Annotated in this window: 23 protein-coding genes; 16 read left to right on the top strand and 7 right to left on the bottom strand. The window is 73.0% G+C overall.

The genetic code is table 11. The features are described 5' to 3' along the window. Nucleotides 1-33 precede the first annotated feature (33 nt). The 12 genes from ACIBSW_RS00385 (at nt 34) to ACIBSW_RS00330 (ending at nt 14,294) form a co-directional block, all read left to right on the top strand. On the top strand, nt 34-1,794 hold the full coding sequence (locus ACIBSW_RS00385) for an ATP-binding protein (RefSeq protein WP_354722173.1): 1,761 nt from the start codon (nt 34-36) through the stop codon (nt 1,792-1,794). Between the two features lie 52 nt (nt 1,795-1,846). Beyond that, a complete protein-coding gene (locus tag ACIBSW_RS00380; RefSeq protein ID WP_354722172.1) occupies nt 1,847-2,995 on the top strand; it encodes an exonuclease SbcCD subunit D in 1,149 nt (382 codons plus the stop codon). Further along, nucleotides 2,992-5,481: an SMC family ATPase gene (locus tag ACIBSW_RS00375; RefSeq protein ID WP_354722171.1), complete on the top strand. Its 2,490-nt coding sequence runs from the start codon at nt 2,992-2,994 to the stop codon at nt 5,479-5,481. Before ACIBSW_RS00380 ends, ACIBSW_RS00375 begins: the two co-directional genes overlap by 4 nt. Then, nucleotides 5,478-6,455: a hypothetical protein gene (locus tag ACIBSW_RS00370; protein WP_354722170.1), complete on the top strand. Its 978-nt coding sequence runs from the start codon at nt 5,478-5,480 to the stop codon at nt 6,453-6,455. Before ACIBSW_RS00375 ends, ACIBSW_RS00370 begins: the two co-directional genes overlap by 4 nt. A 304-nt stretch (nt 6,456-6,759) precedes the next feature. After that, on the top strand, nt 6,760-7,437 hold the full coding sequence (locus ACIBSW_RS00365; RefSeq protein WP_184990500.1) for a sigma-70 family RNA polymerase sigma factor: 678 nt from the start codon (nt 6,760-6,762) through the stop codon (nt 7,435-7,437). Beyond that, nucleotides 7,434-8,210 carry a zf-HC2 domain-containing protein gene (locus tag ACIBSW_RS00360; RefSeq protein WP_354722169.1) on the top strand — a complete coding sequence of 259 codons (777 nt, stop codon included), beginning with the start codon at nt 7,434-7,436 and terminating at the stop codon, nt 8,208-8,210. The genes ACIBSW_RS00365 and ACIBSW_RS00360 overlap by 4 nt, the downstream gene beginning before the upstream one ends. Before the next feature lie 302 nt (nt 8,211-8,512). After that, nucleotides 8,513-9,187 (top strand): hypothetical protein, encoded by a 675-nt coding sequence (locus ACIBSW_RS00355; RefSeq protein WP_354722239.1) that lies wholly within the window; start codon nt 8,513-8,515, stop codon nt 9,185-9,187. A 177-nt stretch (nt 9,188-9,364) separates the two neighbouring features. Then, on the top strand, nt 9,365-10,150 hold the full coding sequence (locus tag ACIBSW_RS00350) for a DUF4142 domain-containing protein (protein WP_354722168.1): 786 nt from the start codon (nt 9,365-9,367) through the stop codon (nt 10,148-10,150). Between the two features lie 103 nt (nt 10,151-10,253). Next, entirely contained in the window at nt 10,254-11,483 is a 1,230-nt protein-coding gene (locus tag ACIBSW_RS00345) for a Pecanex-like protein 1 (protein ID WP_354722167.1), read from the top strand. 354 nt (nt 11,484-11,837) lie between these two features. Next, a complete protein-coding gene (locus tag ACIBSW_RS00340; RefSeq protein WP_404799181.1) occupies nt 11,838-12,740 on the top strand; it encodes a DNA-3-methyladenine glycosylase family protein in 903 nt (300 codons plus the stop codon). A 35-nt stretch (nt 12,741-12,775) separates the two neighbouring features. Continuing rightward, the gene (locus ACIBSW_RS00335) at nt 12,776-13,537 is read left to right on the top strand and encodes an ROK family protein (RefSeq protein ID WP_354722166.1); all 762 of its coding nucleotides are present in this window, start codon (nt 12,776-12,778) and stop codon (nt 13,535-13,537) included. Nucleotides 13,538-13,547: 10 nt separating this feature from the next. After that, nucleotides 13,548-14,294, top strand: coding sequence for an HAD family hydrolase (locus ACIBSW_RS00330; protein WP_354722165.1), 747 nt, complete (start codon nt 13,548-13,550; stop codon nt 14,292-14,294). Between the two features lie 188 nt (nt 14,295-14,482). Here the strand turns inward: ACIBSW_RS00330 and ACIBSW_RS00325 are convergent, their stop codons facing one another. Genes ACIBSW_RS00325 through ACIBSW_RS00310 form a run of 4 tightly spaced genes read right to left on the bottom strand, consistent with a single transcriptional unit; the run spans nt 14,483 to nt 17,444 of the window. Further along, complete coding sequence (locus tag ACIBSW_RS00325) at nt 14,483-15,385, bottom strand: biotin-dependent carboxyltransferase family protein (RefSeq protein ID WP_354723798.1); 903 nt, start codon at nt 15,383-15,385, stop codon at nt 14,483-14,485. Beyond that, nucleotides 15,382-15,996 (bottom strand): allophanate hydrolase subunit 1, encoded by a 615-nt coding sequence (locus ACIBSW_RS00320; RefSeq protein WP_354723800.1) that lies wholly within the window; start codon nt 15,994-15,996, stop codon nt 15,382-15,384. The genes ACIBSW_RS00325 and ACIBSW_RS00320 overlap by 4 nt, the downstream gene beginning before the upstream one ends. Beyond that, nucleotides 15,993-16,754 carry a 5-oxoprolinase subunit PxpA gene (locus ACIBSW_RS00315; RefSeq protein ID WP_354723802.1) on the bottom strand — a complete coding sequence of 254 codons (762 nt, stop codon included), beginning with the start codon at nt 16,752-16,754 and terminating at the stop codon, nt 15,993-15,995. The genes ACIBSW_RS00320 and ACIBSW_RS00315 overlap by 4 nt, the downstream gene beginning before the upstream one ends. Before the next feature lie 45 nt (nt 16,755-16,799). Next, on the bottom strand, nt 16,800-17,444 hold the full coding sequence (locus tag ACIBSW_RS00310; protein WP_354723804.1) for a 50S ribosomal protein L11 methyltransferase: 645 nt from the start codon (nt 17,442-17,444) through the stop codon (nt 16,800-16,802). Nucleotides 17,445-17,522: 78 nt separating this feature from the next. Between ACIBSW_RS00310 and ACIBSW_RS00305 the strand changes: the two genes are divergently transcribed. After that, nucleotides 17,523-20,597 carry an EAL domain-containing protein gene (locus tag ACIBSW_RS00305; protein WP_354723805.1) on the top strand — a complete coding sequence of 1,025 codons (3,075 nt, stop codon included), beginning with the start codon at nt 17,523-17,525 and terminating at the stop codon, nt 20,595-20,597. Nucleotides 20,598-20,748: 151 nt separating this feature from the next. Beyond that, entirely contained in the window at nt 20,749-21,030 is a 282-nt protein-coding gene (locus ACIBSW_RS00300; protein ID WP_354723807.1) for a hypothetical protein, read from the top strand. Nucleotides 21,031-21,193: 163 nt separating this feature from the next. Here the strand turns inward: ACIBSW_RS00300 and ACIBSW_RS00295 are convergent, their stop codons facing one another. Next, complete coding sequence (locus tag ACIBSW_RS00295) at nt 21,194-21,913, bottom strand: SDR family oxidoreductase (RefSeq protein WP_354723809.1); 720 nt, start codon at nt 21,911-21,913, stop codon at nt 21,194-21,196. Between the two features lie 74 nt (nt 21,914-21,987). Continuing rightward, complete coding sequence (locus ACIBSW_RS00290; RefSeq protein ID WP_354723811.1) at nt 21,988-22,338, bottom strand: Lsr2 family protein; 351 nt, start codon at nt 22,336-22,338, stop codon at nt 21,988-21,990. A gap of 295 nt (nt 22,339-22,633) precedes the next feature. Between ACIBSW_RS00290 and ACIBSW_RS00285 the strand changes: the two genes are divergently transcribed. Further along, nucleotides 22,634-23,800, top strand: coding sequence for a GH12 family glycosyl hydrolase domain-containing protein (locus tag ACIBSW_RS00285; RefSeq protein WP_354723813.1), 1,167 nt, complete (start codon nt 22,634-22,636; stop codon nt 23,798-23,800). Between the two features lie 155 nt (nt 23,801-23,955). Here the strand turns inward: ACIBSW_RS00285 and ACIBSW_RS00280 are convergent, their stop codons facing one another. Further along, nucleotides 23,956-25,611, bottom strand: coding sequence for a GMC family oxidoreductase (locus tag ACIBSW_RS00280; protein WP_354723815.1), 1,656 nt, complete (start codon nt 25,609-25,611; stop codon nt 23,956-23,958). 71 nt (nt 25,612-25,682) lie between these two features. Here ACIBSW_RS00280 and ACIBSW_RS00275 point away from each other — a divergent pair, with 71 nt between their 5' ends. Then, nucleotides 25,683-26,690, top strand: coding sequence for a LacI family DNA-binding transcriptional regulator (locus tag ACIBSW_RS00275; RefSeq protein WP_354723891.1), 1,008 nt, complete (start codon nt 25,683-25,685; stop codon nt 26,688-26,690). Nucleotide 26,691: the final 1 nt, after the last annotated feature.

Genomic DNA, 26,691 nt, shown 5'->3' with positions numbered 1-26,691 from the left:
GCCGTCCGTCGGATGTCATACGTCTGGTGCAACATGATCGGCGTGTCTGACGAACCAGCCGAAGTCAACGAACCGGTCGGGCGTGTCCTCGGCACCGCCGATGCCACCCCGCTGCAGTTCTGGACGGCGGTCACGCCGGGCAGCTACCTGCAGCTAGACGACGTGGTGGTGACCCGCCGCGAGCTGCCCGACCGCGAGCCCGTCACGATCGCGGGCGTCGTCACGCAGGTGCGCGCCCGCCACGAGGGCGCGCAGTTCGACTCCGACGTCTTCGCCATCGCCGACGGCACCCTGCCCGCCCTCGTGCAGGAGGCCGCCGAGATCACCACCACCCGTGTCGACCCGGAGCTCTATGTGCCGCCGGCGCCGGGCGCGGTGGTGCACCGGGCATCCGGCAGCGCCCGCGACGCGGCCCTGCACTTCGACCGGATGGAGCGCCGGGTCCCGATGGGCACCGGCCGCGACGGCGTGCCGGTCTTCCTCAACGCCGACTTCCTCGACGGCACCCGCGGCGCGCACGTCTCGATCTCCGGCATCTCCGGCGTCGCGACCAAGACCAGCTTCGCCACCTTCCTGCTCTACTCGGTCTTCCGCTCGGGGCAGCTGGGCGGCGACGCGGTCAACGCCCGCGCGCTGATCTTCAACGTCAAGGGCGAGGACCTGCTCTTCCTCGACCACCCCAACACCCGGCTCGACGCCGCGACCACGGCGGCCTACGCCAAGCTGGGCCTGCCGGCGACCCCGTTCCCGGACGTCCGGGTCTACGCGCCGCCGCGCGCCGGCGACTCCTCCGGCGCGCCCGACGTGCAGAGCCGGCTCACCGGGGTGGACAGCTTCTACTGGACCCTCGAGGAGTTCTGCGCCAAGCGCCTACTGCCCTACGTCTTCGCCGACGCCGACGACGAGCGCCAGCAGTACACGATGGTCGTGCACTCGGTGACCGCGCACCTGGCCCGGCACGCGCTGCCCGCCGAGGGCGGCATCAGCATCGACGGCCGGCGCCTGTCGTCGTACGGCGACCTGGTCGACCACGTCGTCGACCAGCTCACCGACGACGAGACCCGCTCGATGTGGGCCGGCAGCGCGATCAACATGGGCACCGTCAACGCGTTCGCCCGGCGGCTGATCGGCAGCAAGCGGGACCTGGCCCGGCTCATCCGCGGCGACCTGGCGAGCCGGCGCCCGCACCAGATCAAGACCGCCGAGAGCGCACAGGTCACGGTCGTCGACCTGCACAACCTGCCGGACCGCGCGCAGCGCTTCGTGGTCGGCGTGACGCTCAAGACGGAGTTCGACGACAAGGAGAAGTCGGGCACCGGCCGGCCCCTGCTCTTCGTGGTCCTCGACGAGCTGAACAAGTACGCGCCCCGCGAGGGCTCGTCGCCGATCAAGGAGGTGCTGCTCGACATCGCCGAGCGCGGCCGCTCGCTCGGCGTGATCCTGATCGGCGCACAGCAGACGGCGAGCGAGGTCGAGCGCCGCATCGTGACGAACTCCGCGATCCGGGTGGTCGGCCGCCTGGACCCGGCGGAGGCGTCCCGCCCGGAGTACGGCTTCCTGCCGCCGGCCATGCGCCAGCGCGCGCTGCTGGCCCGGCCGGGCACGATGTTCGTCAACCAGCCGGACATCCCGGTGCCGCTCTGCGTCGAGTTCCCCTTCCCGGCCTGGGCCACCCGCAAGTCCGAGTCGGGGCCCCCGCCGGCGGACGCGATGCGCTCGGTGGTGCAGGGCGTCGACCCGTTCGTGGTGGTCGGCGGCCGGGCCGGGTCAGCCGACGACGACATCCCGTTCTGAGCCCTGTTTCCGGCCCGGTCATCCAATTCGAAACAGGCGTTAGGGTTCTGCGATGCGCATCCTGCACACGTCCGACTGGCATGTCGGCAAGGTTCTCAAGGGCCGGAGCCGGCACGAGGAACACATCCGGGTGCTCGCCCAGGTCGTGGAGATCGCCCGTGCCGAGCGGCCCGACCTGGTCATCATCGCCGGCGACCTCTACGACACCGCGGCACCGTCGCCCGACTCCGTGCGGGTCGTCACCCGGGCGCTGTCGGCGCTGCGGCAGACCGGGGCCGAGATCGTCGCGATCGGCGGCAACCACGACAACGGCCAGGCCCTGGACGCGCTGCGGCCCTGGGCCGACGCGGCCGGCATCACGCTGCGCGGCTCGGTGCGGGACAAGCCCGAAGACCTGATCATCACGGGCACGACCGCCGGCGGCGAGCGCTGGCGGCTGGCCGCCCTGCCGTTCCTCTCGCAGCGGTTCGCGATCCGCGCCGTCGAGATGTACGAGCTGACCGCGGCCGAGGCGAGCCAGACCTACGCCGACCACATCGCCCGGCTGATCGCCCGGCTCGCCGAGGACTTCGGCGAGCCCGGGGTGGTCAACCTGCTGACCGCGCACCTGACCGTCGTCGGCGCCAGCGCGGGCGGCGGCGAGCGCGAGGCGCACACGGTGATGGGCTACGCGGTGCCGGCCACGGTCTTCCCGCCGGGCGCGCACTACGTCGCGCTCGGCCACCTGCACCGCTCCCAGCAGGTCATCGGCCCCTGCCCGGTGCGCTACAGCGGCAGCCCGCTCGCCGTCGACTTCGGCGAGGAGGAGAACGTCAGCTCCGTGGCGATCGTCGAGGTCGCGGCGGACAAGGCGGCCAAGGTCCGCGACGTGCCGGTGACCGTGGCGAAGACGCTGCGCACGGTGCGCGGCTCGCTGGACCAGCTCGCGACGGTGAACCTGCCGGATGCCTGGCTGCGGGTGTTCGTCCGGGAGACGCCCCGGGTCGGCCTGCGCGAGGACGTGCAGGAGCTGCTGCCGCACGCGCTCGAGGTGCGCATCGACCCCGACATGGTGCCCGACCGGGCCGGCGAGCGGATGGCGCAGCGCGCCGGCCGCTCGCCGCGCCAGCTCTTCGGCGACTACCTGGACAGCCGCGGCAACGCCGAGGACGGCGTCCGCGAACTCTTCGACGAGCTCTACGACGAGGTGAGCAGCGCGTGAGGCCCCTGCGGCTTGATCTGGCCGGGTTCACGGTGTTCCGGGACGAGACCACGATCGATTTCACCGACGCGGACTACTTCGCGCTGGTCGGGCCGACCGGCTCGGGCAAGTCCACCGTGCTCGACGGCATCTGTTTCGCCCTGTACGGCACGGTGCCGCGCTGGGGCGGCACCCGGGGCATCGTGAACGCGCTCGCCCCCTCGGCCAACGAGGCCCGGGTGCGGCTCGTCTTCGAGTCCGCGGGCTCGCGCTACGTGGCCACCCGGGTGGTACGCCGCGACGGGCGGGGCAACGTCAAGACCGCCGGCGCGGGGCTGCAGCTCATGCCGCCCGGCTTCGACGTCACCCGGCTCGACACCGGGATGAGCCTCGAGGACCTCGGCGACGTGCTCGCCGGCACGCCGGCCGAGATGGACGCCGCGATCGTCGAGGCGGTCGGGCTGCCCTACGAGCAGTTCACCAGCTGCGTGGTGCTGCCGCAGGGCCAGTTCGCCGACTTCCTGCACGCCAAGCCGGCCACCCGCCAGCAGATCCTGGTCAACCTGCTCGGCCTGCACGTCTACGAGGAGGTGCAGGCCAAGGCGTCGGCGCGGGCCGGCAAGGCCGAGGCCGGACTGGCCGCCGTCGACCAGATGCTCGCCGGGCTCGCCGACGCCGACGACGAGGCGGTCGCGGCCGCCGAGGCGCGCCTGGCCGCGATGCGCGAGCTCACGCTGGCCGTCGAGCGCGCCGTGCCGCTGCTGAACGCGGTCCGCGACACCGAGGCCGGGCTCGCCGCCACCCGCGACGCGATCGCCGGCGAGCTGGCCGCGCTCACCCGGGTGAAGGTGCCGGCCGGCAGCACCAAGGTCGCCGAGGCCGCGGCCGCCGCCCGGGCCCGCGCCGCCGAGACCGCCGACGCCGTGCACGCCGCCGAGGAGCGCGAGGAGAAGGTGCGCGGCGAGCTGGCGGCCGCCGGCGACGCGGGCTCGCTCGGCCTGCTGCTGGACCGCCACGTCGAGCTCGACCGGCTGATCGGGCAGGCCGAGTGGTTCGCGGGCGAGGCGTCGGTCGCCGAGGTCGAGTACAAGGACGCGGTCGCCGCCGCCGACCTGGCGCGCGCCGCGCACAACGGCGCCGAGCAGCTGCTGGAGCAGGCGCGGCTGGACTACGCCGAGGCGCAGACGCTGGACCGGGCCGCGGCGCTGCGCGCGGTGCTCGCGCCGGGGGACGACTGCCCGGTCTGCGCCCAGCCGGTCGCCGAGGTGCCGCCGACGCCCGAGGGCTCGGCCGTGCAGACGGCGGAGCGGACCGGCAAGGCGGCCCGGGCGGCCGCGGACGTCGCCTCCACGGCGTTCCGGCAGCGCGACGCCGTGGCGCGGGAGCTCGAGCGCGGCGTGGACCGCAAGCGGGCCCAGCTCGAGCAGCACCGGTCCCGGCTGAACGAGGTGCGCGCCGCCCTGGCCGACTCGCCGGGCGTAGAGGCGCTGCGGCGCCGGCTCGCGGAGCTGACCGGGCTGCAGCGCAAGCTGGACGAGGCCGGCGCGGCCGTCCGCTCGGCCCGGGAGGCCCAGCGGCACGCGCATTCGGCGGTCACCGCGGCCGAGGAGCAGCAGCGGGCCGCCTGGCGCACGTTCGACGCGATGCGCGACGGGGTGGCCCGGTTCGCGCCGCCGCCGGCCGACCGGGAGGACCTCGCCGCGGCCTGGTCGGCGCTGGCCGGCTGGGCCCGGGACTCGGCGCGGCAGCGCGAGCAGGCCCGCGCCGAGGCCGTCGCCGCCGTCGAGGCGGCACACGCCGAGACCCAGCGTGCCCGGGCCGCCGTCGCGGAGCTCTTCACCGGCGCCGGGCTCGGCGCGCCGCCCGGCGGCGCCGACGCGGACCTGATCCGGGCCGCCGCGGTCGCCGCCGAGCGGGCCGGCGCGGCCTGGCAGCGGCTGGTCGAGCGGCGCGAGCAGGCCCGCGAGTTCGTCGAGCAGCGGGCCGCGCTGCTGCGGGAGGGCCGGGTCGCCAAGGCCCTCGCCGGGCACCTGCGGGCCAACAACTTCGAGCGCTGGCTGCTCGAGGAGGCGCTCGATCTGCTGGTCGACGGCGCGTCGCGGATCCTGCGCGAGCTGACCGGAGGACAGTACGACCTGATGCACGACAAGGGTGAGTTCTTCGTCGTCGACCACCACGACGCGGGTCTGCGCCGCGGCGTGCGGACGCTGTCCGGCGGCGAGACGTTCCAGACCTCGCTGGCGCTGGCGCTCGCCCTCTCCGAGCAGCTCGCCGGGATGTCGACCACGGCGGCGAGCCTGGAGTCGATCGTGCTGGACGAGGGGTTCGGCACCCTCGACGCGGCGACGCTGGACGTGGTGGCGGCGACCCTGGAGAACCTCGCGGCCCGCGGCGACCGGATGGTCGGCGTGGTGACGCACGTCAACGCGCTGGCGGACCGGGTGCCGGTCCGCTTCGAGGTGCACAAGGACGCCCGGACGGCCTACGTGGAGAGGGTTGGTCTGTGACCCGGATGTTCGTCGACGCCTGGGACCCGTCCTACGGTGCGTCGTTCGAGGGCGGCGAGTCGTCCGACGGCCCGGCCTCGCCGAGCAGCGCGCAGGTGGACACCGACGTCGAGGTGCCGGCCGCGAAATGGGCGCCGATCGATGTCGCGCCCGGGGTCCGGTGCCCGGACGTAGTGTTCCTGGTGGACGGGGTGCGGCGCAACGACGCCGGACTCTGGACGGCCGAGGACGACGGCCTGTCGTACGCCGGGCTCGCCGCCTCCTACGCCGCCGGGGTGGTGCGGTGTGACCTCGGCAACGGGGTGGCGGAGCTGGTCGGCGCCCGGGTGGCCCGCGGGCTGTTCACCGCCTCGCCCAGCGCCTCGGACCTGCGCGCCGGATCGGTGCTGTACGAGGTGCACCGGGTCAGCGGTACCGGCGAGGCGAGCAAGCTGCCCGCGGCCGTGCAGGCGCCGCTGACGGCCCTGGAGATCGATATTTCCGGCGCGGCCCGGGACGGCGGCTCCGACGGTGCCGACCTGCTGGTGGTCGACGGGCCGTTGCGGAACCGTCGCCAGCTGCCGCGGACCATCGGATACGTGAAGACCCAGCAGAAGCAGTACCTGCCGGCCGCGCTGACGCCCGTGGTGACGTCGCTGCGGCCCGGGCAGCGGACCCCGGTCTTCCAGCTGGGCACCGTCTGGGGCGGCTGGTCCTGGTACCTGCGGCTGCCCGGTGCGTCCGGCGCGCCCTGGTCCGGGATCGTCCGGGTGGAGTGCTCGCCGGACCTGCCCGCCGAGGCCGCCGTGGAGCTGGCCGAGATTTCATCGGCCGTTCTGCCCCGCTTTGCCTCTTCTGCCTACAAGGATCCGCGGGCACCCCAGAATCTGGTACCGATCGCGGGTCTTGAGCGGCGGCTGCGTGGCCTGCTGGGCGACGCGCGGGTGCTGCACCGGGCGCTGACCCTGGCCACCGCGCGCTCCCGGCTTTCGTGACTTTCTGTAACCACTGAGGCACCGGTTGCTGGTGTTGCATCCGCTTTGCGGGTGGAGTGTGCACCGCACGTCTGTCGACGGCCGGTGGTTGCTGAGTATTATTCGCCTGCCCCCGAGTACAAATCGGTGTCTATGAATGAAAGCCGTGGCCCCCCGCGGCTTGGACCCGGAGGAACCTCTTGCAACTGCTCCGCCCTGCCGGCCGGCCCCTGGGGCTCCCGGAAATTTTCCCGTTCGCTTTGATCCCGGCCGGGGTTCGTGGCCGTATGACAGGCGACGGGGAAAGCACCGGCTGGAGGATTCGATGCATGCGTTGGTCATGGAGCGGCCCACGGCGGACAGGGTGTGCGCGATGACGCAGCAGCGGTCCGGCGGTGGTTGGCAGGCTCTCGACGGAGGCCGTGGTGCGGATAATGATGATGCCGTGATTCCACGACAGGCCCGGCATGGCGCTACCTCGGAGGCGGCGAGCCACGAAGACACGCTCGTCCGGATGCTCTACGAGGAGCATGCGGGCCCGTTGCTGATGTTCGTGCTCCGGCTCACCGGCGGCGACCGCCAGCGGGCCGAGGACATCGTCCAGGAGACGCTGCTGCGGGCCTGGCGCAACGCGCACCGGCTCGGCGCCCAGGGCCAGCAGTCGCTGCGCCCCTGGCTGGTCACCGTCGCCCGGCGGATCGCCATCGACGATCACCGCAGCGTCAGCGCGCGGCCGCCGGAGACCTACGACCGGGAGCTGGAGAGCTTCCCGAGTACGGCCGACGACACCGACCGGGTGTTGCAGCTCATGACGGTCACCGATGCGCTGCGTACGCTCAGCCAGTCGCACCGTGAGATCCTGGTGGAGACGTACTTCCGCGGCAAGACCGTCCCGGAGGCGGCCGAGGTTCTCGGTCTGCCACTGGGCACAGCCAAGTCTCGCGTGTATTACGCCCTGCGGGCCCTGCGTACGGCTCTGCAGCAGCGGGGGGTGACGGAATGACACAGGAACAACACTTCGACGTCGCGGCGTACGCCCTCGGCGTGCTCGACGATCGGGACGCCGCACGCTTCGAGGACCACCTGATCGACTGCGCGACCTGCGCGATCGAGCTCGAGTCGATGCTGCCGGTCGTGGACATCCTCTCGGACGTCGACGCCGACGCGCTGGTCGCCACCGAGCAGTCCCGCCGCGACGGCCTCATGCTCAAGAAGATGATCGTCGAGGTCAAGCAGGACCGGCGGCGGGCGAACAGCCGGCGGCTCTACTCCCTGGCCGCCGCGGTCGTGGTCTTCGCCATGCTGTCGATCGGCGCCCTGTTCGCCGGCGGCCAGTGGCTGGCGCCGGACCAGAGCTCCCCGCCGACCCAGGCGCAGCGCTCCAGCACGCAGCTGGACCCGTTGCCGTTCGCCGAGGGCGGCGTCGGCATCGGTGGCACCGAGCTGCCCGGCGAGCGGCTCGGCGGCACCGACGCCCGGTCCGCCGTCCGCGCCGACGTGGGGCTGGAGCCCAAGGACTGGGGCACTCAGGTCTCCTTCGCCGTCTCCAACATCAAGGGCCCGCTGACCTGCCGGCTGGTGGCGGTCCGCACCGACGGCTCGTCCGAGGTCCTGTCGACGTGGCAGGTCGGCGACAAGGGCTGGGGCACGGCCGCACAGCCGGCGCCGCTGCTGCTCCAGGCCGCCACGGCGCTGCCCCGCGACGAGATCGCCCACCTGCAGATCCAGTCGATCGACGACAAGGGCGCGACCGAGACCCTGGTCCGCGTTCCCTGATCCCGGTCGCAGAGCACGATCGAAGCCCGGCAGCGAGTGCGCTGCCGGGCTTCGGCGTCTATTAGCCCGGCGCTTATCGGCGCATTATCACCCCGCGTGAATGGCATCGCCACGCTGTGCAATAAGCGTGTCGCCGGGCCGCTCAATTACGTACCGCGGGGTCGTTCGGTTCAATCAAAAATCTGGGAATTTCATGGGCCGATACTTCAACCGCGGGCGGCCCGGACGCGTACTACTGCCCGAACGCTGAGATGGACAATCCAGTTGGAGGGCACACCGTGGTTCCGGAGAAGCGAAAGTTGATGGTCGTCGGCGCCGCTATCGCGGCGGCGTTCGCCGTGACCGGTTGCGCCCCGGCGGGAGTGGACACCGCGAGCGACTACGGCGCCCAGCCGGCCGCCAACGCCGTCGACGTTGCCGCGAGCCCCTCGCCCGGCGCCGAGGTCGAGGGCGACGCGGCCGCCGCGGGCGACGCCGACGCCCCCGAGTTGAGCGACGACGAGACCACCGGTGAGCTCAACGCCACCAAGGTCAAGCGGATGGGCGAGACGGTGCAGAACGAGGACGGCTTCGTCCTCTACCGCTTCGACGACGACAAGGTCAAGCCCGAGGTCGTCTCCAACTGCAACGACGACTGCGCCAAGGTCTGGCCGCCCGCGATGGTCAACAAGGGCGAGAAGCCGAAGCTGAAGGGCGTGGCCGCCGACGCCGTCGGCACCGTGACCCGCGAGGACGGCACGCTGCAGCTGACGATCGACGACTGGCCGGTCTACACCTACATCGGTGACAAGAAGCCGGGTCAGTGGAAGGGCCAGAACGTCGGGCAGAAGTGGTTCGTCATCACCCCCGCCGGCAAGAAGAACCTGACCTGTCTCCCGGCGCCGTCGAAGGCCGTCGCTCCCCCCGCGGAGGGCGACGAGGCCGACTCGAGCGGCGACGCGGGCAGCGACAGCGCCGGTTCCGACTACAGCTACTGAGATACGCCTCGCGGTGCGGCCGGTCGACGCCAATCCGGGCGGTGACCGGCCACATACGCGAGGGAATTCGGTCCATAAGTTCTCGTTAAGTCGGGCCTAAGTGTTCCGCATTCCAATTGCTTTACGGGAAGTTCCTCTCCTAGCTTCTTCCCGAACCCATCGTCGGAGGTGTGAAAGATGATTGCCGCCTGCTCCTCACGCCGGCTTCAGCGCTGGCTGGTGGGCACCCTGGCGATGGTCCTGGCGTTCCTGCTGGCTCCGGCCGGCATGGCCCGCGCCGACGTCCCCGTCCCGGTGCCGCCGAACACCGGACTGACCACGAAGGGCACCGGGGTGGTCAGCGCCGCCGACCGTGACTTCGTGATCAAGGTCCGGCTCGCCGGGCTCTGGGAGATCCCGGCCGGCAACATGGCGGCCGAGCGGTCGGAGGACCCCCGGGTCGCGGAGGTCGGCCGGTCGATCGCGGCGCAGCACGTCACGCTCGACAAGCTCGACCTCGCCGTTGCCAAGCAGCTGGGCATCGCGCTGCCGAACGAGCCGAACCGGGATCAGGAGGGCTGGCTCAACGAGATGCGCAACGCGCCGACGCCGCAGCAGCTCGACCAGATCTTCATCGACCGGCTCCGCGCGGCGCACGGCAAGATCTTCCCGGCCATCGCGACGATCCGGGCCAGCACCCGCAACGACTCGGTCCGCAAGCTTGCCCAGCAGACCAACCAGTTCGTCATGACCCACATGACGCTGCTGGAGAGCAGCGGCATCGTCGACTACGGCTCGCTGCCGACGGCCCCGGCTCCGGCCGCGGCGCCGGGCGGTGGCCCGGTGCCGGTCGACAACCAGATGCTCGCCGCCGCGGAGGCCAACGGCATCCCGGGCGTGAGCACCTCAGTGATCCTCCTCGTTCTCGCCGGTGCGCTCGTCGCCGGTGTGGTCACCACCATGCGCATCTTCCGGACGCGATAGCCCGCGGACGGTCTCGACCTGGCCAGCCGACCAGGCCGTACGGCATCACCCCCAGGCGGCTGCTCCACCGCCCGCCAAGTGTGCGACAGAGAAAGGTGTCACCATGCGAAGGTCGCAGTACCGGCGCGAATCCAAGTATTCCAAGTGGTTCACCGGTCGGCGCCGGATCATCGCCGCGGTAGCCACCCTGGTTGCCTTCGGCGGCATCGTCACCGTCACGCAGGTATCGGACGCGAGCACCAAGCGTTCCACCCAGCGTGCTCTGGCCGCCTGCAACAACCTCCAGGCGCCGAACTCCACCAGGCTCTCCACGAAGACCCGGAAGGGCACCTACACCACCAACAATGGACGGGTGACCCAGCACGCCGACGACGGCGCCGGCGATGTGGCGACCACCGCTCAGATGCGGTCCCGCTGCCGGCAGTGGGTCATGCAGAACGCCGGCAACAACAACGGCGGTGCCAACAACGGTGGCGGGGCGACCGCCGCGCCGTCGAGCAGCGCCAGCACCGCGGCCGGCAACGGTGGCAACAACGGTGGCGCTAACAACGGTGGCAACAACGGTGGTGCCAACAACGGTGGCAACAACGGTGGTGCCAACAACGGTGGCAACAACGGTGGGGCCAACAACGGCGGCAACAACGGCGGCGGCGCCGCGACCCCGCCCCCCGGCGCGGGTCTCGGCATCCTGGCCAACAGCTGCGAAGGCAGCCAGCTGACGCCGCACGACGGCTTCCAGAACGGCAACCGCTGCGTCTCCACCGAGTTCGGTGAGGTCGGCTCGCAGGAGAACAACCCGTCGCTGCTGATCGTCGAGGCGCCCACGCAGGTCGAGCCGAACACGCCGTTCACCCTGCGGGTCAGCACCCGCAACCTGATCCGGGACCGCTTCCTCGCGGCCGGCCAGGGCGGCTACTACGTGGAGAGCTCGGTGCTGCAGGGCGGTCTCGTCCGCGGTCACTTCCACACCGCCTGCCGCCTGCTGGCGAGCACCACCGAGGCACCCGACCCGGCTCCGGTCCCCGCGTTCTTCGTGGCGACCGAGGACCAGCGGGGTAGCGCCGCCCCGGACGTGGTCACCATCCAGGTCGCCGGGATTCCGGCCGAGGGCACCGCACAGTGCGCCTCGTGGGCCGGTGACGGCTCGCACCGCATCCCGATGATGCAGCGCGCCAACCAGACGCCCGCGTTCGACGCGGTCCGCATCCAGGTCGGTGGCGGCGGCAACAACGACGACGACCAGGACCAGGGCCAGGGCCAGCAGGACCAGGGTGGCCAGAACAACAACAACGGCAACAACAACAACGGCAACAACCAGAACAACAACAACTGAGTACGGAGCCCCTGCCGCAACCGGGTCCGAACCCCCGTGGGGCCGCGTCGCCGAGGTGACGCCGCCCCGCGCGGGACCCCCCGTCGGAACCGGCCGCCGTCCACCCCCCTGAGGACGGCAAGCAGCGGCAGGCGGCTCGAGTAAGGAATCGGCTGACGAAAGGAGGCGCGGTACCACTCTCGAGCCGAGCTACGCAGCTCCGCCACCGGGTGACGCGGACCGACTCGGGTGTCCGCCAAACCCCACCGATGGCCCTGACCGGGAGCGCGGTCAGGGCCATCGGCATGTCTGAGCCCACCCGCGGCGCACCCGGCGCAGGTTGGTGCCGGGGCCGGAAAGTGGCAGAGTGGCCGGGTGACCAGGACCCGCCGGCTCAGCCCGCCGGACGGCTACCACTTTCACCGCACCCTGCGCACCCTGCTCGCGGTCCGCCAGGACCCGTGCGGCACGCTCTCGGACGGCGACTTCTGGCTCGCCGCGCGTACCCCCGACGGTCCCGGGTCCCTGCACCTCGCCCGCGCGGGCGCGGAGCTCACCGCGACCGGGCACGGGCCCGGCGCGGCCTGGCTGGTCGAGCGCGCGGACGCGATCGCCGGCCTGCGCGACGACCTCACCGGCTTCCCCGCCCTCGCCGCGTCGCACCAGCTGGTCGCCCGCCTGGCCCGGACCTTCTCGGGGGTACGCCTGCCCGCGACCGGCCAGATCTTCCACCGGCTGATCCGGGCGATCCTGGAACAGAAGGTGACCGGGGTCGAGGCGCACCGGGCGTACCGGGCGTTGATCAAACACTTCGGCGAGCCGGCGCCGGGCCCGGCCGGGCTGCTGCTGCCGCCGGACCCGCAGGCCGTCGCGGCGACGCCGTACTGGGCCTTTCACCCGTTCGGCGTCGAGCAGCGGCGCACCCAGGCGCTCCAGCGCGCCGCCCTGGTCGCGGACCGGCTGGAACGGTGCGCCGACAGCGCCGAGGCGACCCGGCGGCTGACCGCGATACCCGGCATCGGCGCGTGGACCGCCGCCGAGGTGGTCCGCACCGCGTACGGCGACCCGGACGCGGTCAGCGTCGGCGACTTCCACATCCCGAACACGGTGGCCTGGAGCCTGGCCGGCGAGGCGCGCGGCACCGACGAGCGGATGCTCGAGCTGCTGGAGCCGTTCCGGGGGCACCGGGGCCGGGTGTGCGAGCTGCTCGCCGCGGGCGGGATCGGCGCGCCCCGGTTCGGCCCGCGGATGCCGGTCCGCTCCTTCGCGAGGTTCTAGGTTTCGCACTGCGTTCGGTCGTTGCACACTTGGGCGTGGCCTTCACGTTGACGATCGACTGCGGTGGCGGCGGCATCAAGGGCTCGGTGCTCGACGACGCGGGCACGATGCGGGCGCAGCCGCTGCGCGTGCCGACGCCGTACCCGTTGCCGCCCGACCTCTTCGTCAAGACCCTGCTGGAGCTCGGCGCGCGGCTGCCGAGCGCGGACCGGGTCACCGTCGGCATGCCGGGCATGCTGCGGCACGGCGTGGTGGTCGCCACGCCGCACTACGTGACCCGCAGCGGGCCCCGGACCAAGGTCGACCCCGAGCTGGTGCACGCCTGGCACGGCTTCGACGCGCGTACCGCCCTCGCCGGGGCGTTCGGGCTGCCGACGCTGGTGCTCAACGACGCCGAGGTGCACGGCGCCGGCGTTGTCGCGGGCACCGGCTGCGAGCTGGTCCTGACCCTGGGCACCGGGCTGGGCTGTGCGCTGTTCGACGGCGGCAAGCTCGCACCGCACCTGGAGATGTCGCAGGCGCCGGTGCGCTGGGGGATGAGCTACGACACCTACATCGGCGAGCCCGAGCGGCGTCGGCTCGGCGACGCGCTCTGGTCCCGCCGGGTCCGCAACGTGGTCGACGGGCTGCGCCCGGTCTTCCTCTGGGACCGCATCTACCTGGGCGGGGGCAACTCCCGCCTGATCACCCCGACCCAGCTGGCCCGGATGGGCGACGACGTGGTGGTGGTGCCCAACACGGCGGGCATCGTCGGCGGGGTACGCGCCTGGACCCTGCGGGCCGACGACTCTCGATAGATTCGTGGGCATGCTGCCCGGTCCCCGTGCGTTGCTCCTCGACTTCGGCGGCGTGCTCGCCGACTCGCCCCGCCGGCATCCGGCCCCACCCGGGCTGGTCCGGCGCCTCGGCGACCTGACCGGCGGTGCGCCGGCGCCCGACGAGATCGAACGGTCGCTGGTCGCGGGCGCCACCGCGTACGCGGCGTGGCGCGACGAGGACCACCCGGAGGAGCTGACCCACGCCGAGGCCTGGGGGCGGTTCCTCACGGCGGGCTGGCCCGCTGCGGCCCGGGAGGCAGTACGCCGGCGGGCGACGCCGCTGAGTTACGAGTGGGCCCGGTCGCCGGAGTGGGCGCTGCGCCCCGGCATTCCGGAGGCGCTGGGCGCGGCCCGCGCGGCGGGGCTGCCGATGGCGGTCGTCAGCAACACGCTGTGCGGCGCGGCGCACCGGGACTTCCTGGCCGGCGCCGGGGTCGGCGGGCTGTTCGCGGCGCAGGTCTACAGCGACGAGGCGGGCGTGCGCAAGCCGAACCCGGAGATGATCCGGCGGGCCGCCCACGAGCTGCGGGTGCCGGCCGAGCAGTGCTGGTTCGTCGGCGACAGCCGGCGGCGCGACATCGCCTGCGCCCGGCGCGCCGGCGTGACCGCGGCGATCCTGATGCGCTCGCCGCGCACCGACCGGGAGGGCGCGGCGGGCCGGCCGGAGCCGGACGCCGTGGTCGAGGACGGCTTCGGTCTGCGCGACCTGCTCGGCGCCGCGGCCGCGCCGAGCTGAGCAGGCCGGGCGCCGGCCTTCTCCGCGCCGCGGCCGCGCCGAGGTGAGCAGGCCGGGCGCCGGCCTCCTCCGGGCCGCGGCCGCGCCGAGGTGAGCAGGCCGGGCGCCGGCCTCCTCCGCGCCGCGGCCGCGCCGAGGTGAGCAGGCCGGGCGCCGGCCTCCTGCGCGCCGCGACCCCGGGCGGTTGATCAGTCGGGCCGGGTGTCGGGCGCGACGGTGAAGCGGACCTTGCTGCCCGGGCGGGCCTGCGCGGCCCGGTCGGCCGCCGCCGGGGTCAGGACCGCGATCACCGGATAGCCGCCGGTGACCGGATGATCGGCCTGGAAGATGATCGGCTGCCCGTCGGGCGGCACCTGGATCGCGCCGCGGACCACGCCCTCGCTGGGCAGCTCCTCGGTGCGGGACCGGGACAGTGCGGGCCCGGTGAGACGCAGCCCGACCGAGTCGGCGGCGGGGGAGACGGTGAACTCCGCGCCGAGCAGGGTCTCGACGGCCTGCGCGGTGAACCAGTCCGCGCGCGGCCCGAGATCGACCTCCCACGGCTCGGCGTCGGCGCCGGCCGGCGGGGTCGCGAGGCGCGCGGCCACGGCGCCGGTCCCGAGGCCGCCCGGCGGCGCCGCGCCGACCGGCGGCGCCGCGCCGACCGGCAGCACGTCGCCGGCGGCCGGCCGGGGCGGGCCGATGCCCGTCAGCCGGTCCGTCGAGCGCGAGCCGAGGACCGGCGGGACGGCGAAGCCGCCGCGGACCGCGAGGTAGCTGCGCAGGCCCCGGCGCGGCATCGTCACGGTGACCTCGGCGCCGGCCGGCACCTCGACGACCTCCTCGACCCCCGCGCGGTCGCCGCCGACCGAGAGGACCGCGTCGGTGCCGGTCAGCACGGCGGTGCCCGGGTGGTCGAAGCGGACCCGCAGGCCGCCGAGGGTGCACTCCAGCACGGCCGCGTCCGGCGGGTTCCCGACCAGGGCGTTCGCGCGGGCGAAGGCCGTCCGGTCGACGGCACCCGACGGCGCGACGCCCTGCCCGGCGTGGCCGGCCCGCCCGCGGTCCTTCAGCACGGTCAACGGGCCGGTCCGCACTATGGTCACCGTCATCCCGGCACCGCCCGGAAGGTCACCCTGACGCCGGGCGCGAGCAGGGCCGGCTCCGGCCGGTCGAGGTCCCACATGCGCTCGGTGGTGCTGCCGATCAGCTGCCAGCCGCCGGGGCTGTCGTTCGGGTAGACCCCGGAGAACCGGCCGGCCAGCCCGACCGAGCCCGCCGGGATCCGGGTACGCGGCGAGTCACGCCGCGGCACGTCGAGGCGGGGATCGCCGCCGGTCAGGTAGCCGAAGCCCGGCGCGAAGCCGGCGAACGCCACCGTCCACGCCGACCCGGTGTGCAGGGCGACCACCGCCTCCCGGGTCAGCCCGGTGTGCGCGGCGACGTCGTCCAGGTCGGGGCCGTCGTACCGCACCGGGATCTCGACCGCGCCGGCGCCGGCCGGGTCCGGGCCGCCGACGGGCAGCCCGGCGGTCGCCCGCTCGATCGCCGCCGGTGACGTGGCCGCCGGGTCGAGGTGGATCAGCACCGTCCGGGCCGCGGGTACCAGGTCGACCACGCCGGGCAGGGCGGCCGCGCGCAGGGCCGCGTACAGCGAGAGGGCGGCGGGCAGGTCGTCGACCTCGACCAGCACGGCCTCGCGGCCGCAGCGGAGGAATCTCATGGCACCGTGGTCGCGAACGCGGCGATCGGCACGCCGGCGCCGGCCAGGGCGTCGTGCACCGCGCGGGCCATCTCGACCGCACCCGGCGAGTCGCCGTGCACGCAGATCGAGTCGGCCTCGATCTTGATCACGCTGCCGTCGACCGCGACCAGCGTGTGGTCGTTCGCCAGCCGGAGCATCCGCTCGGCGACCTCGGCGGGGTCGTGCAGCAGCGCGCCCGGCTCGCGGCGCGGCACCAGCGTGCCGTCCGGGCGGTAGCCGCGGTCCGCGAAGGCCTCGCGGACCACCCGCAGGCCGGCCTCGTGCGCGAGGTGCAGGAAGACCGAGCCCGGCAGGCCGAGCACCGGCAGGTCCGGGTCGTAGCGGCGGACGGCGTCGACCACCGCCGCCGCCTGCCCCTCGTGGTGCACGATCGCGTTGTACAGCGCGCCGTGCGGCTTGACGTAGAGCACCCGGTCGCCGGCCGCCCGGGCCAGCCCGTCCAGCGCGCCGAGCTGGTAGATCACGTCCGCGACCAGGTCGGCGGTCTCGTAGTCGATGAAGCGCCGGCCGAAGCCGGCCAGGTCCCGGTAGCCGACCTGCGCGCCGATGACGACGCCCTTGGCGACCGCCCGTTCGCACACCTCGAGCAGGGTCCGCGGGTCGCCAGCGTGGAACCCGCAGGCGATGTTTGCGCTGCTCACCACGTCGGTCATGGCGTCGTCGTCGCCGAGCCGCCAGGCGCCGAAGCCCTCGCCGAGATCGCTGTTGAGGTCCATGGCGCTCCTGCATCCAGACGGTACGGGCGAACGGCAACACCGACGTTACCGGTGGTCGATGACCACCTGCCAGACGCTCGTCCGGCGTACCGGCACGCTCTCCAGCGCCTCGATCACCGGCACGTCGTAGGAGCTGCGCAGGACCATCCCCTCGATCGGCAGGTATGCCCGCCCCGGGTCGCCGACCAGCACCAGCGCGCCCCGGCCCGCGGCCCGCCGCAGGAACGGCAGCACCCGGCCGGCCATCTCGCGGCTGTAGAAGACGTCGCCGGCCAGGATCACGTCGGCCTCGGCGTACCCGGCCTCGAGAAGGTCTCCCTCGACGGTCCGGACCTGGACGCCGTTGGCGTGGGCGTTGGCCTCGGCGGCCGCGAGCGAGAGCGGGTCGATGTCGTTCGCGGTCACCGGCCGCGCCCCGGCGCGGGCGGCGGCGACCGCGACCAGGCCCGAACCGGTCGCCAGGTCCAGCACGGACCGGCCGGCGACCAGGTCCGGGTCGTCGAGCAGGTGCCGGGCCAGCGCCTGGCCGCCGGCCCACGCGAACGCCCAGAACGGCGGAGGCTGCTCGGCGCCCGCCGCCTCCGTCCGCTCCCAGAGCTCGATCGGCTCCTCGGCCTGGTGCAGGACGAGTTCGGGCAGGAAGGGCACGGGCGAGAGGCGCGTGTTGGCGCGCACGAAGTCGGTGGACACACACCGATTCTGCTCAGTTGACCGTGCCGGGGACCGATCAGGGGGCAGCGTCGGAGGATTTTTCGGGAGAGGAGCCGCATGCCGACCAAGTTCGCGGCCGCCCTCTTCGGCGCCGGGATGGTCCTGCTCGGCGGGGCACACTACGCCGCGCCGGCCTGGCAGCTGCCCCTGCTCCTGATCGCCGGCCTCGTCGCGATCCTGATCATCGCCGTCGGCATCCGCCGGCACCGGCCCGACTCGCGCGTGCCCTGGCATCTGCTCGCCGTCGCGGTGGCCTTCTCGGCGACCGGAACGGCCGCCAGCAGGGCGGGCCCGGCGGGCGAGCGCGTGCTCGCGAACCTTGACGAGATCGGCGTCGGCCTTCTGCTCGCGGCCCGCCCGCTGCTGGCGGTGACGCTGTTCTGGTTCGTCCGGCTGCGCACCGGCGGGCGGCGCGACCGGGGCGGCCTGCTCGACGCGCTCACCCTCACCGCCGGCATGGCACTGCTCGCCTGGACGTTCGTGATCGGCCCGCACCTGCGCGACGCCGACCTGTCCGCGGTCGAGCGGTGGGTCACCATCGCGTTCGCGGTCGGCGACCTGGTCTGCCTGGCCCTGCTGACCCGGCTGCTCACCACGCCGGGCCGGGGCGGCCGGGCCGCGCTCTGGCTGGCCGCCGGCATCCTGGCGCTGCTGCTGACCGACGTCGCGACCCTGGTCTCCTTCCGCGACGACGTCGCCTTCCTGTCCGCCTTCGGGCGGATTCCCCTGTACGCGGCCGCCGGCCTCGCCGCCCTGAGCGCGTCGATGACCGAGCTGACCCGGCCCGCCGCGGCGCCCTCGACCGAGCTCGGCCGGATCCGGCTGGCGCTGCTGGCGCTGGCCTCGCTGGCCGCGCCGGCCGTGCTGGTGTTCCAGGCCCGCCTCGACGGCGGGGTGTTCGACCTCAACGTGGTCGCGGTGCTGAGCGCCTGCACGTTCCTGCTGGTCTTGGCCCGGATGGCCGGCGTCATGGCGAGTCATCAGCAGGCCATGGCCCGCGAGCGCGGGCTGCGCGGCGCCTCGGCCGCGCTGGTCTCGGCGGCCGACGCCGACGAGGTCGGCGATGCGGTCCGCACGGCGGTGGCCGAGCTGCTGCCCGCGGACGTGCCGCACCGGGTGGTGCTCGCCATGGCGTTCACCGAACCCGAGCACCCGGTCTCGCCCGAGGCGGCAGCCCAGTCCGCGCACGACCGCAGCACGGGCACGGCCGCCCGCCTCGTCGCCACCCGCGACGTCGACTGGGCCGTCGCGGTCCGGCTGACCCAGTTCAACACGGTGCTGCGCTGCCCGCTGGTGCTCAAGGACCGCCCGAACGGCGACCCGCTCGTCGGGGTGCTGCACGTCGGCGGTCCGAGCTGGGCCCTGCGCGGCCTGCAGCGGGCGCTGGAGGTGCTGGCCACCCAGGTCGCGCTCGCCCTCGAGCGGATCGCCCTGAGCGAGGAGGTGACCAGGCGCAACAGCGAGACCTACTTCCGCACCCTGGTGCAGAACACCTCCGACGTCATCCTGATCGTCGACGACGAGGACCGGGTGCGGTACGCCAGCCCGTCGGCCGTACACGTGCTCGGGGCGGAGCCGGTCGGCGTGTGCCTGCCGGACATCATCCACCCGGGCGACCGGCTCCGGCTGGCCGACGTGCTGGCCTCCGTACGCGGCGGCGCGGGCACCCAGCAGGGGCTCGACTTCCGGGCGGTGGGGCGCCGGCGCACCGAGGTGATGCTGGAGATGCACTGCCGGGACCTGCGCGCGGATCAGACCGTCGCCGGGCTGGTCGTCACCCTGCGTGACGTCACCGAGCGCCGCCAGCTCGAGCGCGAGCTCACCCACCAGGCGTTCCACGACTCGCTGACCGGCCTGGCCAATCGGGTCCTCTTCGCCGACCGGCTGCAGCACGCCCTGGCCCGCGGCGTCCGCGACGGCGCGGTGGTCGGCGTGCTCTTCATCGACCTGGACGACTTCAAGATCATCAACGACACGCTGGGTCACGCGGTCGGCGACCAGCTGCTGATCGCCGTCGCCGCGCGGATCGCCGGCGCGCTGCGCGCCGACGACACCGCCGCCCGTCTCGGCGGCGACGAGTTCGCCGCGCTGGTGGAGAACGTGCAGGATCCCGGCGCGGTCGAGGAGACCGCCGCCCGGATCCTGGCCGCGCTGGCCGAGCCGATCGTCGTCGACGGCGAGTCGCTGCAGGCGATGGCCAGCATCGGCATCACCACCACGCCCGAGGCGGACACCGCCGACGCGCTGCTGCGCCAGGCCGACCTCGCGCTGTACGTGGCCAAGGGCGCCGGCAAGAACCAGTGGCGGCGCTACCAGTCGCACCTGCACGACGTCATGGTGCAGCGGCTCGAGCTGCGCTCCGCGCTGGACCACGCCGTCAACGAGGGTCACTTTCTGCTGCAGTACCAGCCCATCGTCGACCTGGGGACCGACGAGGCGGTCGGCTTCGAGGCGCTGGTGCGCTGGCACCACCCGTCGCGCGGCGTCATCGCGCCGGACCAGTTCATCGAGGTCGCCGAGGAGAGCGGGCTCATCGTGCCGATGGGCCGCTGGGTGCTGGACCAGGCGCTGCACACCGTCGCGCAGTGGCGCCGCATCCTGCCGCGTGCCCGGCAGCCGTACGTGAGCGTCAACGTCTCCGTCCGGCAGTTCCGCCAGCAGGGCTTCGTCGAGCAGGTCCGGGCCTCGCTCGAGTACGCCGGCGTGCCGCCGCAGGCGCTGATGCTGGAGATCACCGAGACCCTGCTGATGGGCGACGACGAACAGATCTGGGCCGACCTCGCCGTGCTGCAGGATCTCGGCGTCCGGATCGCGATCGACGACTTCGGCACCGGGTACTCGTCGCTGAGCTACCTGCGGCAGCGGCCGATCGACGTCCTGAAGATCGACAAGACGTTCATCGACGACATGATCGGCAGTGCGCAGCAGCATGCGCTGGTCGCGGGCATCGTGAGCCTGGCGCAGACGCTGAACCTGACGGTGGTGGCCGAGGGCATCGAGGACGCGACGCACCGGCAGATGCTGGCGCAGTTGGGCTGCCCGCTGGGCCAGGGCTACTACTACTCGGCGCCGCTGGACCCGACCGAGGCGCTGGCCTGGCTGCGCGCCCCCATGCCACTCGCCGCAGCCTGACTCGTCCACTCAGGACATACCGAGCTCAACGGTCAGATCATTCAAATGTCCGAGTTTAATGCTGCATCATATTAAATCCGCAAACGCGAGAAAAAGTCCGAGGCGCGGGTCAGGATTTCGGTTGTCAGATCCTCATCTGAAAGGACATGTCATGCGACGTACTGGTCTCCTCCTCGCCGGCGCCCTTCTTGCCACGGGGGTGGGCTTCGCCGTCTCGGCACCCGCGTCCGCTGCTCCCGCAAGCGGTGGCAGCAACGCTGTCGTTGCCTACCCCGGCGACTGGTACTGGGATAATGGCAACGACTGCTGGTACGGCATCTACGGCGGCTACAACTACTACCGCCCGTGGTACGGGGTGGGAAATCCCTGGGGAATCTACGGCGGTAGCTACGGCGGCCTCTGGGGTGTCGGCGTCGGTGTCGGCATCTACTGACGGTCGTCTGTAGCGGACGCCCCTGCCGGGGGCCCCTCACCGAGGCGCCCCGGTTGATCCCTGTCTGAATCGGATCGCTGACCCGGGCATCGATCGCGGAGTCTTCCGCGGCGATGCCCGGGCTGGTCCCGTTTCCCGGTCCGTCGCGAATGGAGTAAGGCGCCTACCGGGCCGCCTTGCCGGCGTAGGCGCGGTCGGCGATCTGCGGCAGGGCGCTCGCCGCCGCGATCGCGAGGCGGTAGCGCAGCGGCACCACGATGCGCCGCCGCGGCCGACGCAGCGCCCGCTCGATCGCGTCGACCACGATCTCCGGACCCGGCAGCCGGCTCTTGCGGTGGGCCGTCAACTCCGTCGCGATGTATCCCGGCTCGATCAGGGTGACGCCGATGCCGGTACCGGCGAGCTCCCGGCGGACCGAGTCGGTCATGCCGCGCAGCGCGAACTTCGTCGCCGAGTAGACGCCGCCGATGCCGATCTCGCCGGCCACCGAGCCGATGTTGATGATCGAACCGGATCCGGCCGCCCGCATCGACGGGATCACCGCGCGCATGAGCCGGATCGGCGCCAGCAGGTTCACGTCGACCATCCCGGTGACCGCCGCGTCGTCGATCAGCACCGACGCCTTCCCGCCGAGGCCCGCGTTGTTGATCAGCACGTCGACCGGGCCGGCCTTCTCGACCAGGGCGGTGATCTGTGCCGGGTCGGCGAGGTCGGTGGGCACGGGCACCGCGGTGCCGCCGTTCGCCTCGATCTCGGCCGCGACCTCCGCCAGCTCCGCCCCGCGCCGGGCCGCCAGCACCACCGTCGTGCCCGGCCGGCCCAGCCGCAGCGCGGTGGCGCGGCCGATGCCGCTGGAGGCGCCCGTGATGATGACGACCGGCATGTCCATACCTCCCATAAAGCAGAAAATCGGCGCCGCCGGTGGGCGGCGACGCCGATTTCCGGTGCCGGGTGAATCTATCGCTTGCTGTGGTACGCCTCGACGATGGAGGTCGGGATCCGGCCACGCTCGGAAACCTCGTAGCCGTTCTTGCTCGCCCACTCGCGAATGGCCTGATTCTGGTCGCGGCTGGCCCGGCCGGTGCTCACCGGCGCGGCGCCGCGCCGGGCGGCCCGGGACTCGACGCCCGACCGGCCGATGCGGGTGGCGACCGCCAGGTAGGGGTCGAGCGCCTTACGCAGCTTGCCGGCGTTCTTTTCCGACAGGTCAATCGTGTAGTTCACACCGTCGAGTCCGAACTCGACGGTTCGGTCGGCCTCGCCGCCGTCGAGGTCATCGGTCAGAAGGGTAATTACCTGCTTGGCCATGATGTAGTTGCTCCCGTGACGGTGCCATTGTCTTAGAGAATTCCTGTGCATTCATTCTGTCCCTGAATGATGTCCAGTGCAAATTGTCCGGCCTGCATGTCGCGAACGTCATCCCCGCATTCGGGCGCGCGGCCGCGCGCCGCGCGCCCGTTATCGGGCCTGGGCCGGCCGTCACCTCGACGCATGCCCGAAACTTTTCCGCAACACTTCTCATGCCTATCAATCTGTTGTAGGTTGCGTGGGAGCGCTCCCACACCCCCTCCCCCGGGGATCCCCCCACCACCCAGGAGCAGTCATGAGACGCGCCATCCGCGCCATCACGGCGGCCGCTCTGCTCGCCGCGGGCTCGGTCACCACATTCGTGGTCGCCGGACCCGCGCACGCCGACACGCAAATCTGCGAGCAGTACGGGACCACCACGATCGGCGGCCGTTACACCGTGATGAACAACCGCTGGGGCACCTCCGCGGAACAGTGCATCAATGTCACCGCCAGCGGTTTCTCGATCACCCGCCAGCAGGGCGTCGGCAACACCAGCGGGGCCCCGGTGTCCTACCCGGCGGTCTACCTCGGCTGCCATTACACGAACTGTTCTCCCGGTTCCAACCTGCCGATGCAGGTCAGCTCGATCAGCAGCGCGAACAGCAGCATCGGCTACACCTATGTCTCCGGTGCCACCTATGACGCCGCTTATGACATCTGGCTGGACCCGTCGCCGCGGCGCGACGGCGTCAACGCCATGGAGATCATGATCTGGTTCAACCGGCAGGGCTCGATCCAGCCGATCGGCTCCGCCATCGGCAACACCACGATCGGCGGCCGCAGCTGGCAGGTCTGGCAGGGCAGCAACGGCGCCAACAACGTCATCTCGTACGTGGCACCGTCGGCGATCACCAGCTGGAACTTCAGCGTGCTGGACTTCATCAACGACGTGAAGAACCGCGGCGCGATCACCAACTCCTGGTACCTGACCAGCATTCAGGCCGGATTCGAGCCGTGGATCGGCGGCGCCGGCCTGGCCGTCACGAGCTTCTCGGCGACGGTCAACGGCGGCGGCCCCACCACGTCACCGACCACCCCGCCCACCACGTCACCGACCACCCCGCCGACGACCCCGCCGACGACCCCGCCGACCGGCGGCACCTCGGCGTGCCGGGTCACCTACGCGGCGGACTCGTGGAGCAACGGCTTCGTCGCCAACGTGACGGTCGCCAACACCGGCAGCGGCGCGATCAACGGCTGGACGCTCGGCTTCACGCTCCCCGCCGGCCAGGCGATCACCAACTCCTGGAACGCGACGCTCTCCGGCACCAGCGGCGCGCTGACCGCCCGCAACGTCACCTTCAACGGCAGCATCCCGGCCGGCGGCAGCACCTCCTTCGGCTTCCAGGGCACCTACGGCGGCAGCTTCGCCACCCCGCCCGCCTTCACCCTCAACGGAGCGACCTGCACCCGCGCCTAGGGCACGGCTCCCCGAACGGCCCCGCCTCGTCATCGATCAACCCGATGGCGGGGCGGCTGGCATCGTCCTGCGCCGTCGGTCAACCCGGCGGCGGGGTGGCCGGCGCTCTCCCGGCCGATTTCGCGCCGCCGCCGGTCGATCCCGGCGGCGGCGCGTCAGGACGCCGGCGGGGCGGTCGGCAGGATGCGCAGCGCCGCCGGCGCGTGCGCGGGGACCGCGGGGGAGCGCGGCGCGACCGGATCGAGCCGCCGGTACTCCGCGCCGAGGGCCGGGCGGGCGTCGGGCTCGCCGGCGTTGGGCCACAGCGACATCGCCCGCTCCGCGAGCGCGGTGATGGTCAGCGACGGGTTGACGCCGAGGTTCGCCGGGATCACCGAGCCGTCCACGACGTGCAGCCCTTCGTAGCCGTACGCGCGCTGGTACGGGTCGACCACGCCGGTCTCGGGCGAGTCGCCGATCGTGACGCCGCCCAGGATGTGCGCGGTCATCGGGATGTCGAAGACGTCGCCGATCGCGCCGCCCGGGTGGCCGCCGATCTTCTCGGCCATCCGGCGCACCGCCTCGTGGCCGACCGGGATCCACGTCGGGTTCGCCGGCCCGTGCCCCGGCCCGGTGGTGAGCCGCCCGCGCCGGGTGCGCCGTACCGTCAGGGAGTTGTCCAGGGTCTGCATGACCAGCGCGATGATCGTCTTGTCGGACCACCGCCGGTTGGAGAGCGAGCGCAGCAGCAGGACCGGGTGGCGCAGCGCCTGGCCGAGGAAGCGGACCGGCCGCGGCACCCGCCCGCCGCCGTCGACCAGCAGGGTGGTGAGCAGGCCCATGGCGTTGCTGCCCGGGCCGTAGCGGACCGGCTCGATGTGGGTGTCGGCGTCCGGGTGGAAGCTCGACGTGATGGCGACCCCGGCCGAGAACGGCCGCTCCGGCACCTTCGGCGCCTGCGCGCCGAGCAGCGCTTCCGAGTTGGTCCGGGTCAGGGCGCCGAGCCGGGCGGACAGCCCCGGCAGCACGCCGGTGTCCCGCATGGCGTGCAGCAGCCGCTGGGTGCCGAGCGCGCCGGCCGAGAGCACCACCTGCCGGGCGGTGAAGCTGCCCTTGGACGTGGTCAGCAGCCAGCCGCCGTCGACCGGCCGCAGCGCCTTGACCGTCGTCTCCGGATGAATGACCGCGCCGGCCCGCTCCGCCAGGTAGAGGTAGTTCAGGTCCAGCCGGTTCTTCGCGCCGGTGCGGCAGCCGATCATGCAGTCGCCGCACTCGGTGCACCCCGTCCGATCGGGACCGGCGCCGCCGAAATAGGGATCCGGCACCGTCCGGCCGGGCTCGCCGAAGAAGACACCCACCGGGGTACGGCGGAACGTCCCGCCGACGCCCATGTCCTCGGCGACCGACTTGACCACCTCGTCGGAGGGGGTCATCGACGGCTGGACGGCGACGCCGAGCATCCGCGTCGCCTGCGCGTAGTGCGGCGCCAGCTCGGCGGCCCAGTCGGTGATCCCGGACCAGCGCGGGTCGGCGAAGAACGGGGCGGGCGGCTGGTAGAGCGTGTTCGCGTACACCAGCGAGCCGCCGCCGACCCCGGCCGCGGAGAGCACCACGATGTCCTTGAGCAGCGTGATCCGCTGGATGCCGCGCAGGCCGAGCGCGGGCGCCCAGAGGAACGCCCGCAGGTCCCAGGAGGTCTTCGGCAGCGTCTGCGGTGTGTAGCGCCGGCCGGCCTCGAGCACGCCGACCCGGTAGCCCTTCTCCGTGAGCCGCAGCGCCGTGACGCTGCCGCCGAAGCCGCTGCCCACGACCACGACGTCGTAGTTCGTCATGCCGCACACCTCATCACGTCGAGCGGCGCCAGGCCAGAGCTGTGTGCCCGGGGCGAGCAGGGTACTACCGTATAGCCGTGCGTGCAGCGACGATGGCCGACATCGCCCGGCGCGTTGGCGTGTCCCGGATCGCGGTGTCCTACGCGATCAACGGCCGCCCCGGCGTCTCCGCCGACCTGCGCCGGCGCATCCTGGTCATCGCCCGCGAGGTGGGCTACCGCGCGAACGGCCCCGCGCTCGCCCTGCACGGCGCCGCCGCCAGCGCGGTCGGGCTGGTGCTGCTGCGCTCCTCGGCGGCGCTGACCGTCGAGGTGTTCCGGCGGCAGCTGATCGCCGGCATCCAGGCCGAGCTGTCGGCGCGCGGCTTCGGGCTGGCGCTGCAGCTCGTCGCCGACCTGGGCGAGGAGGCGCAGGTGTACCGGCGGTGGGCCGCCGAGCGCCGGGTCGACGGGGTGCTGATCTGCGATCCGCGCCTGGACGACCCGCGGATGACCGCCGTGCGCCGGCTCGGCCTGCCGGCCGCGCTGGTCGGCGGCACGCGGCGGGACACCCTGCCCGGCGCCTGGTGCGACGACACCGGGTGGACCCGGGACCTGGTCGACCACCTGGACGGGCTGGGACACACGCGGATCGCCCGGGTCAGCGGGCCGGCCGGGATGGTGCACACGACGCTGCGCGACGCGGCGATGCGTAAGGCCTGCGCCCGGCGCGGCATCAGGCTCACCGTCGTCCGGGGCGACTACACCGGCGCGGACGGCGCGGCGCGCACCCGCGAGCTGCTGCGGCGGGCGCCCCGGCCGACGGCGATCGTGTACGACAACGACGTCATGGCCGTCGCGGGCCTCGGGGTCGCGGACGAGCTCGGCCTGGCCGTACCGGCCGAGCTGTCGGTGGTCGCCTGCGAGGACTCGCCGCTCTGCCAGGTCGTCGGCCCGCCGCTGACGGCGATCCGGCGGGACATCGCGGCCCTCGGCAGCCTCGCGACCGCGCAGCTCTTCGCCGCGCTCGACGGTGCGGCGCGCCCACCGGTCCAGGCGGAGAGCGGCCGCCTCGAGGTGCGCGGCAGCACCGGACCCTGAG

This window comes from Actinoplanes sp. NPDC049668 (genome assembly GCF_044465445.1).
Taxonomy (GTDB): Bacteria; Actinomycetota; Actinomycetes; order Mycobacteriales; family Micromonosporaceae; genus Actinoplanes.
The sequence above is the reverse complement of the archived record's forward strand: the minus strand, read 5'-3'. Positions and strand labels throughout refer to the sequence as shown.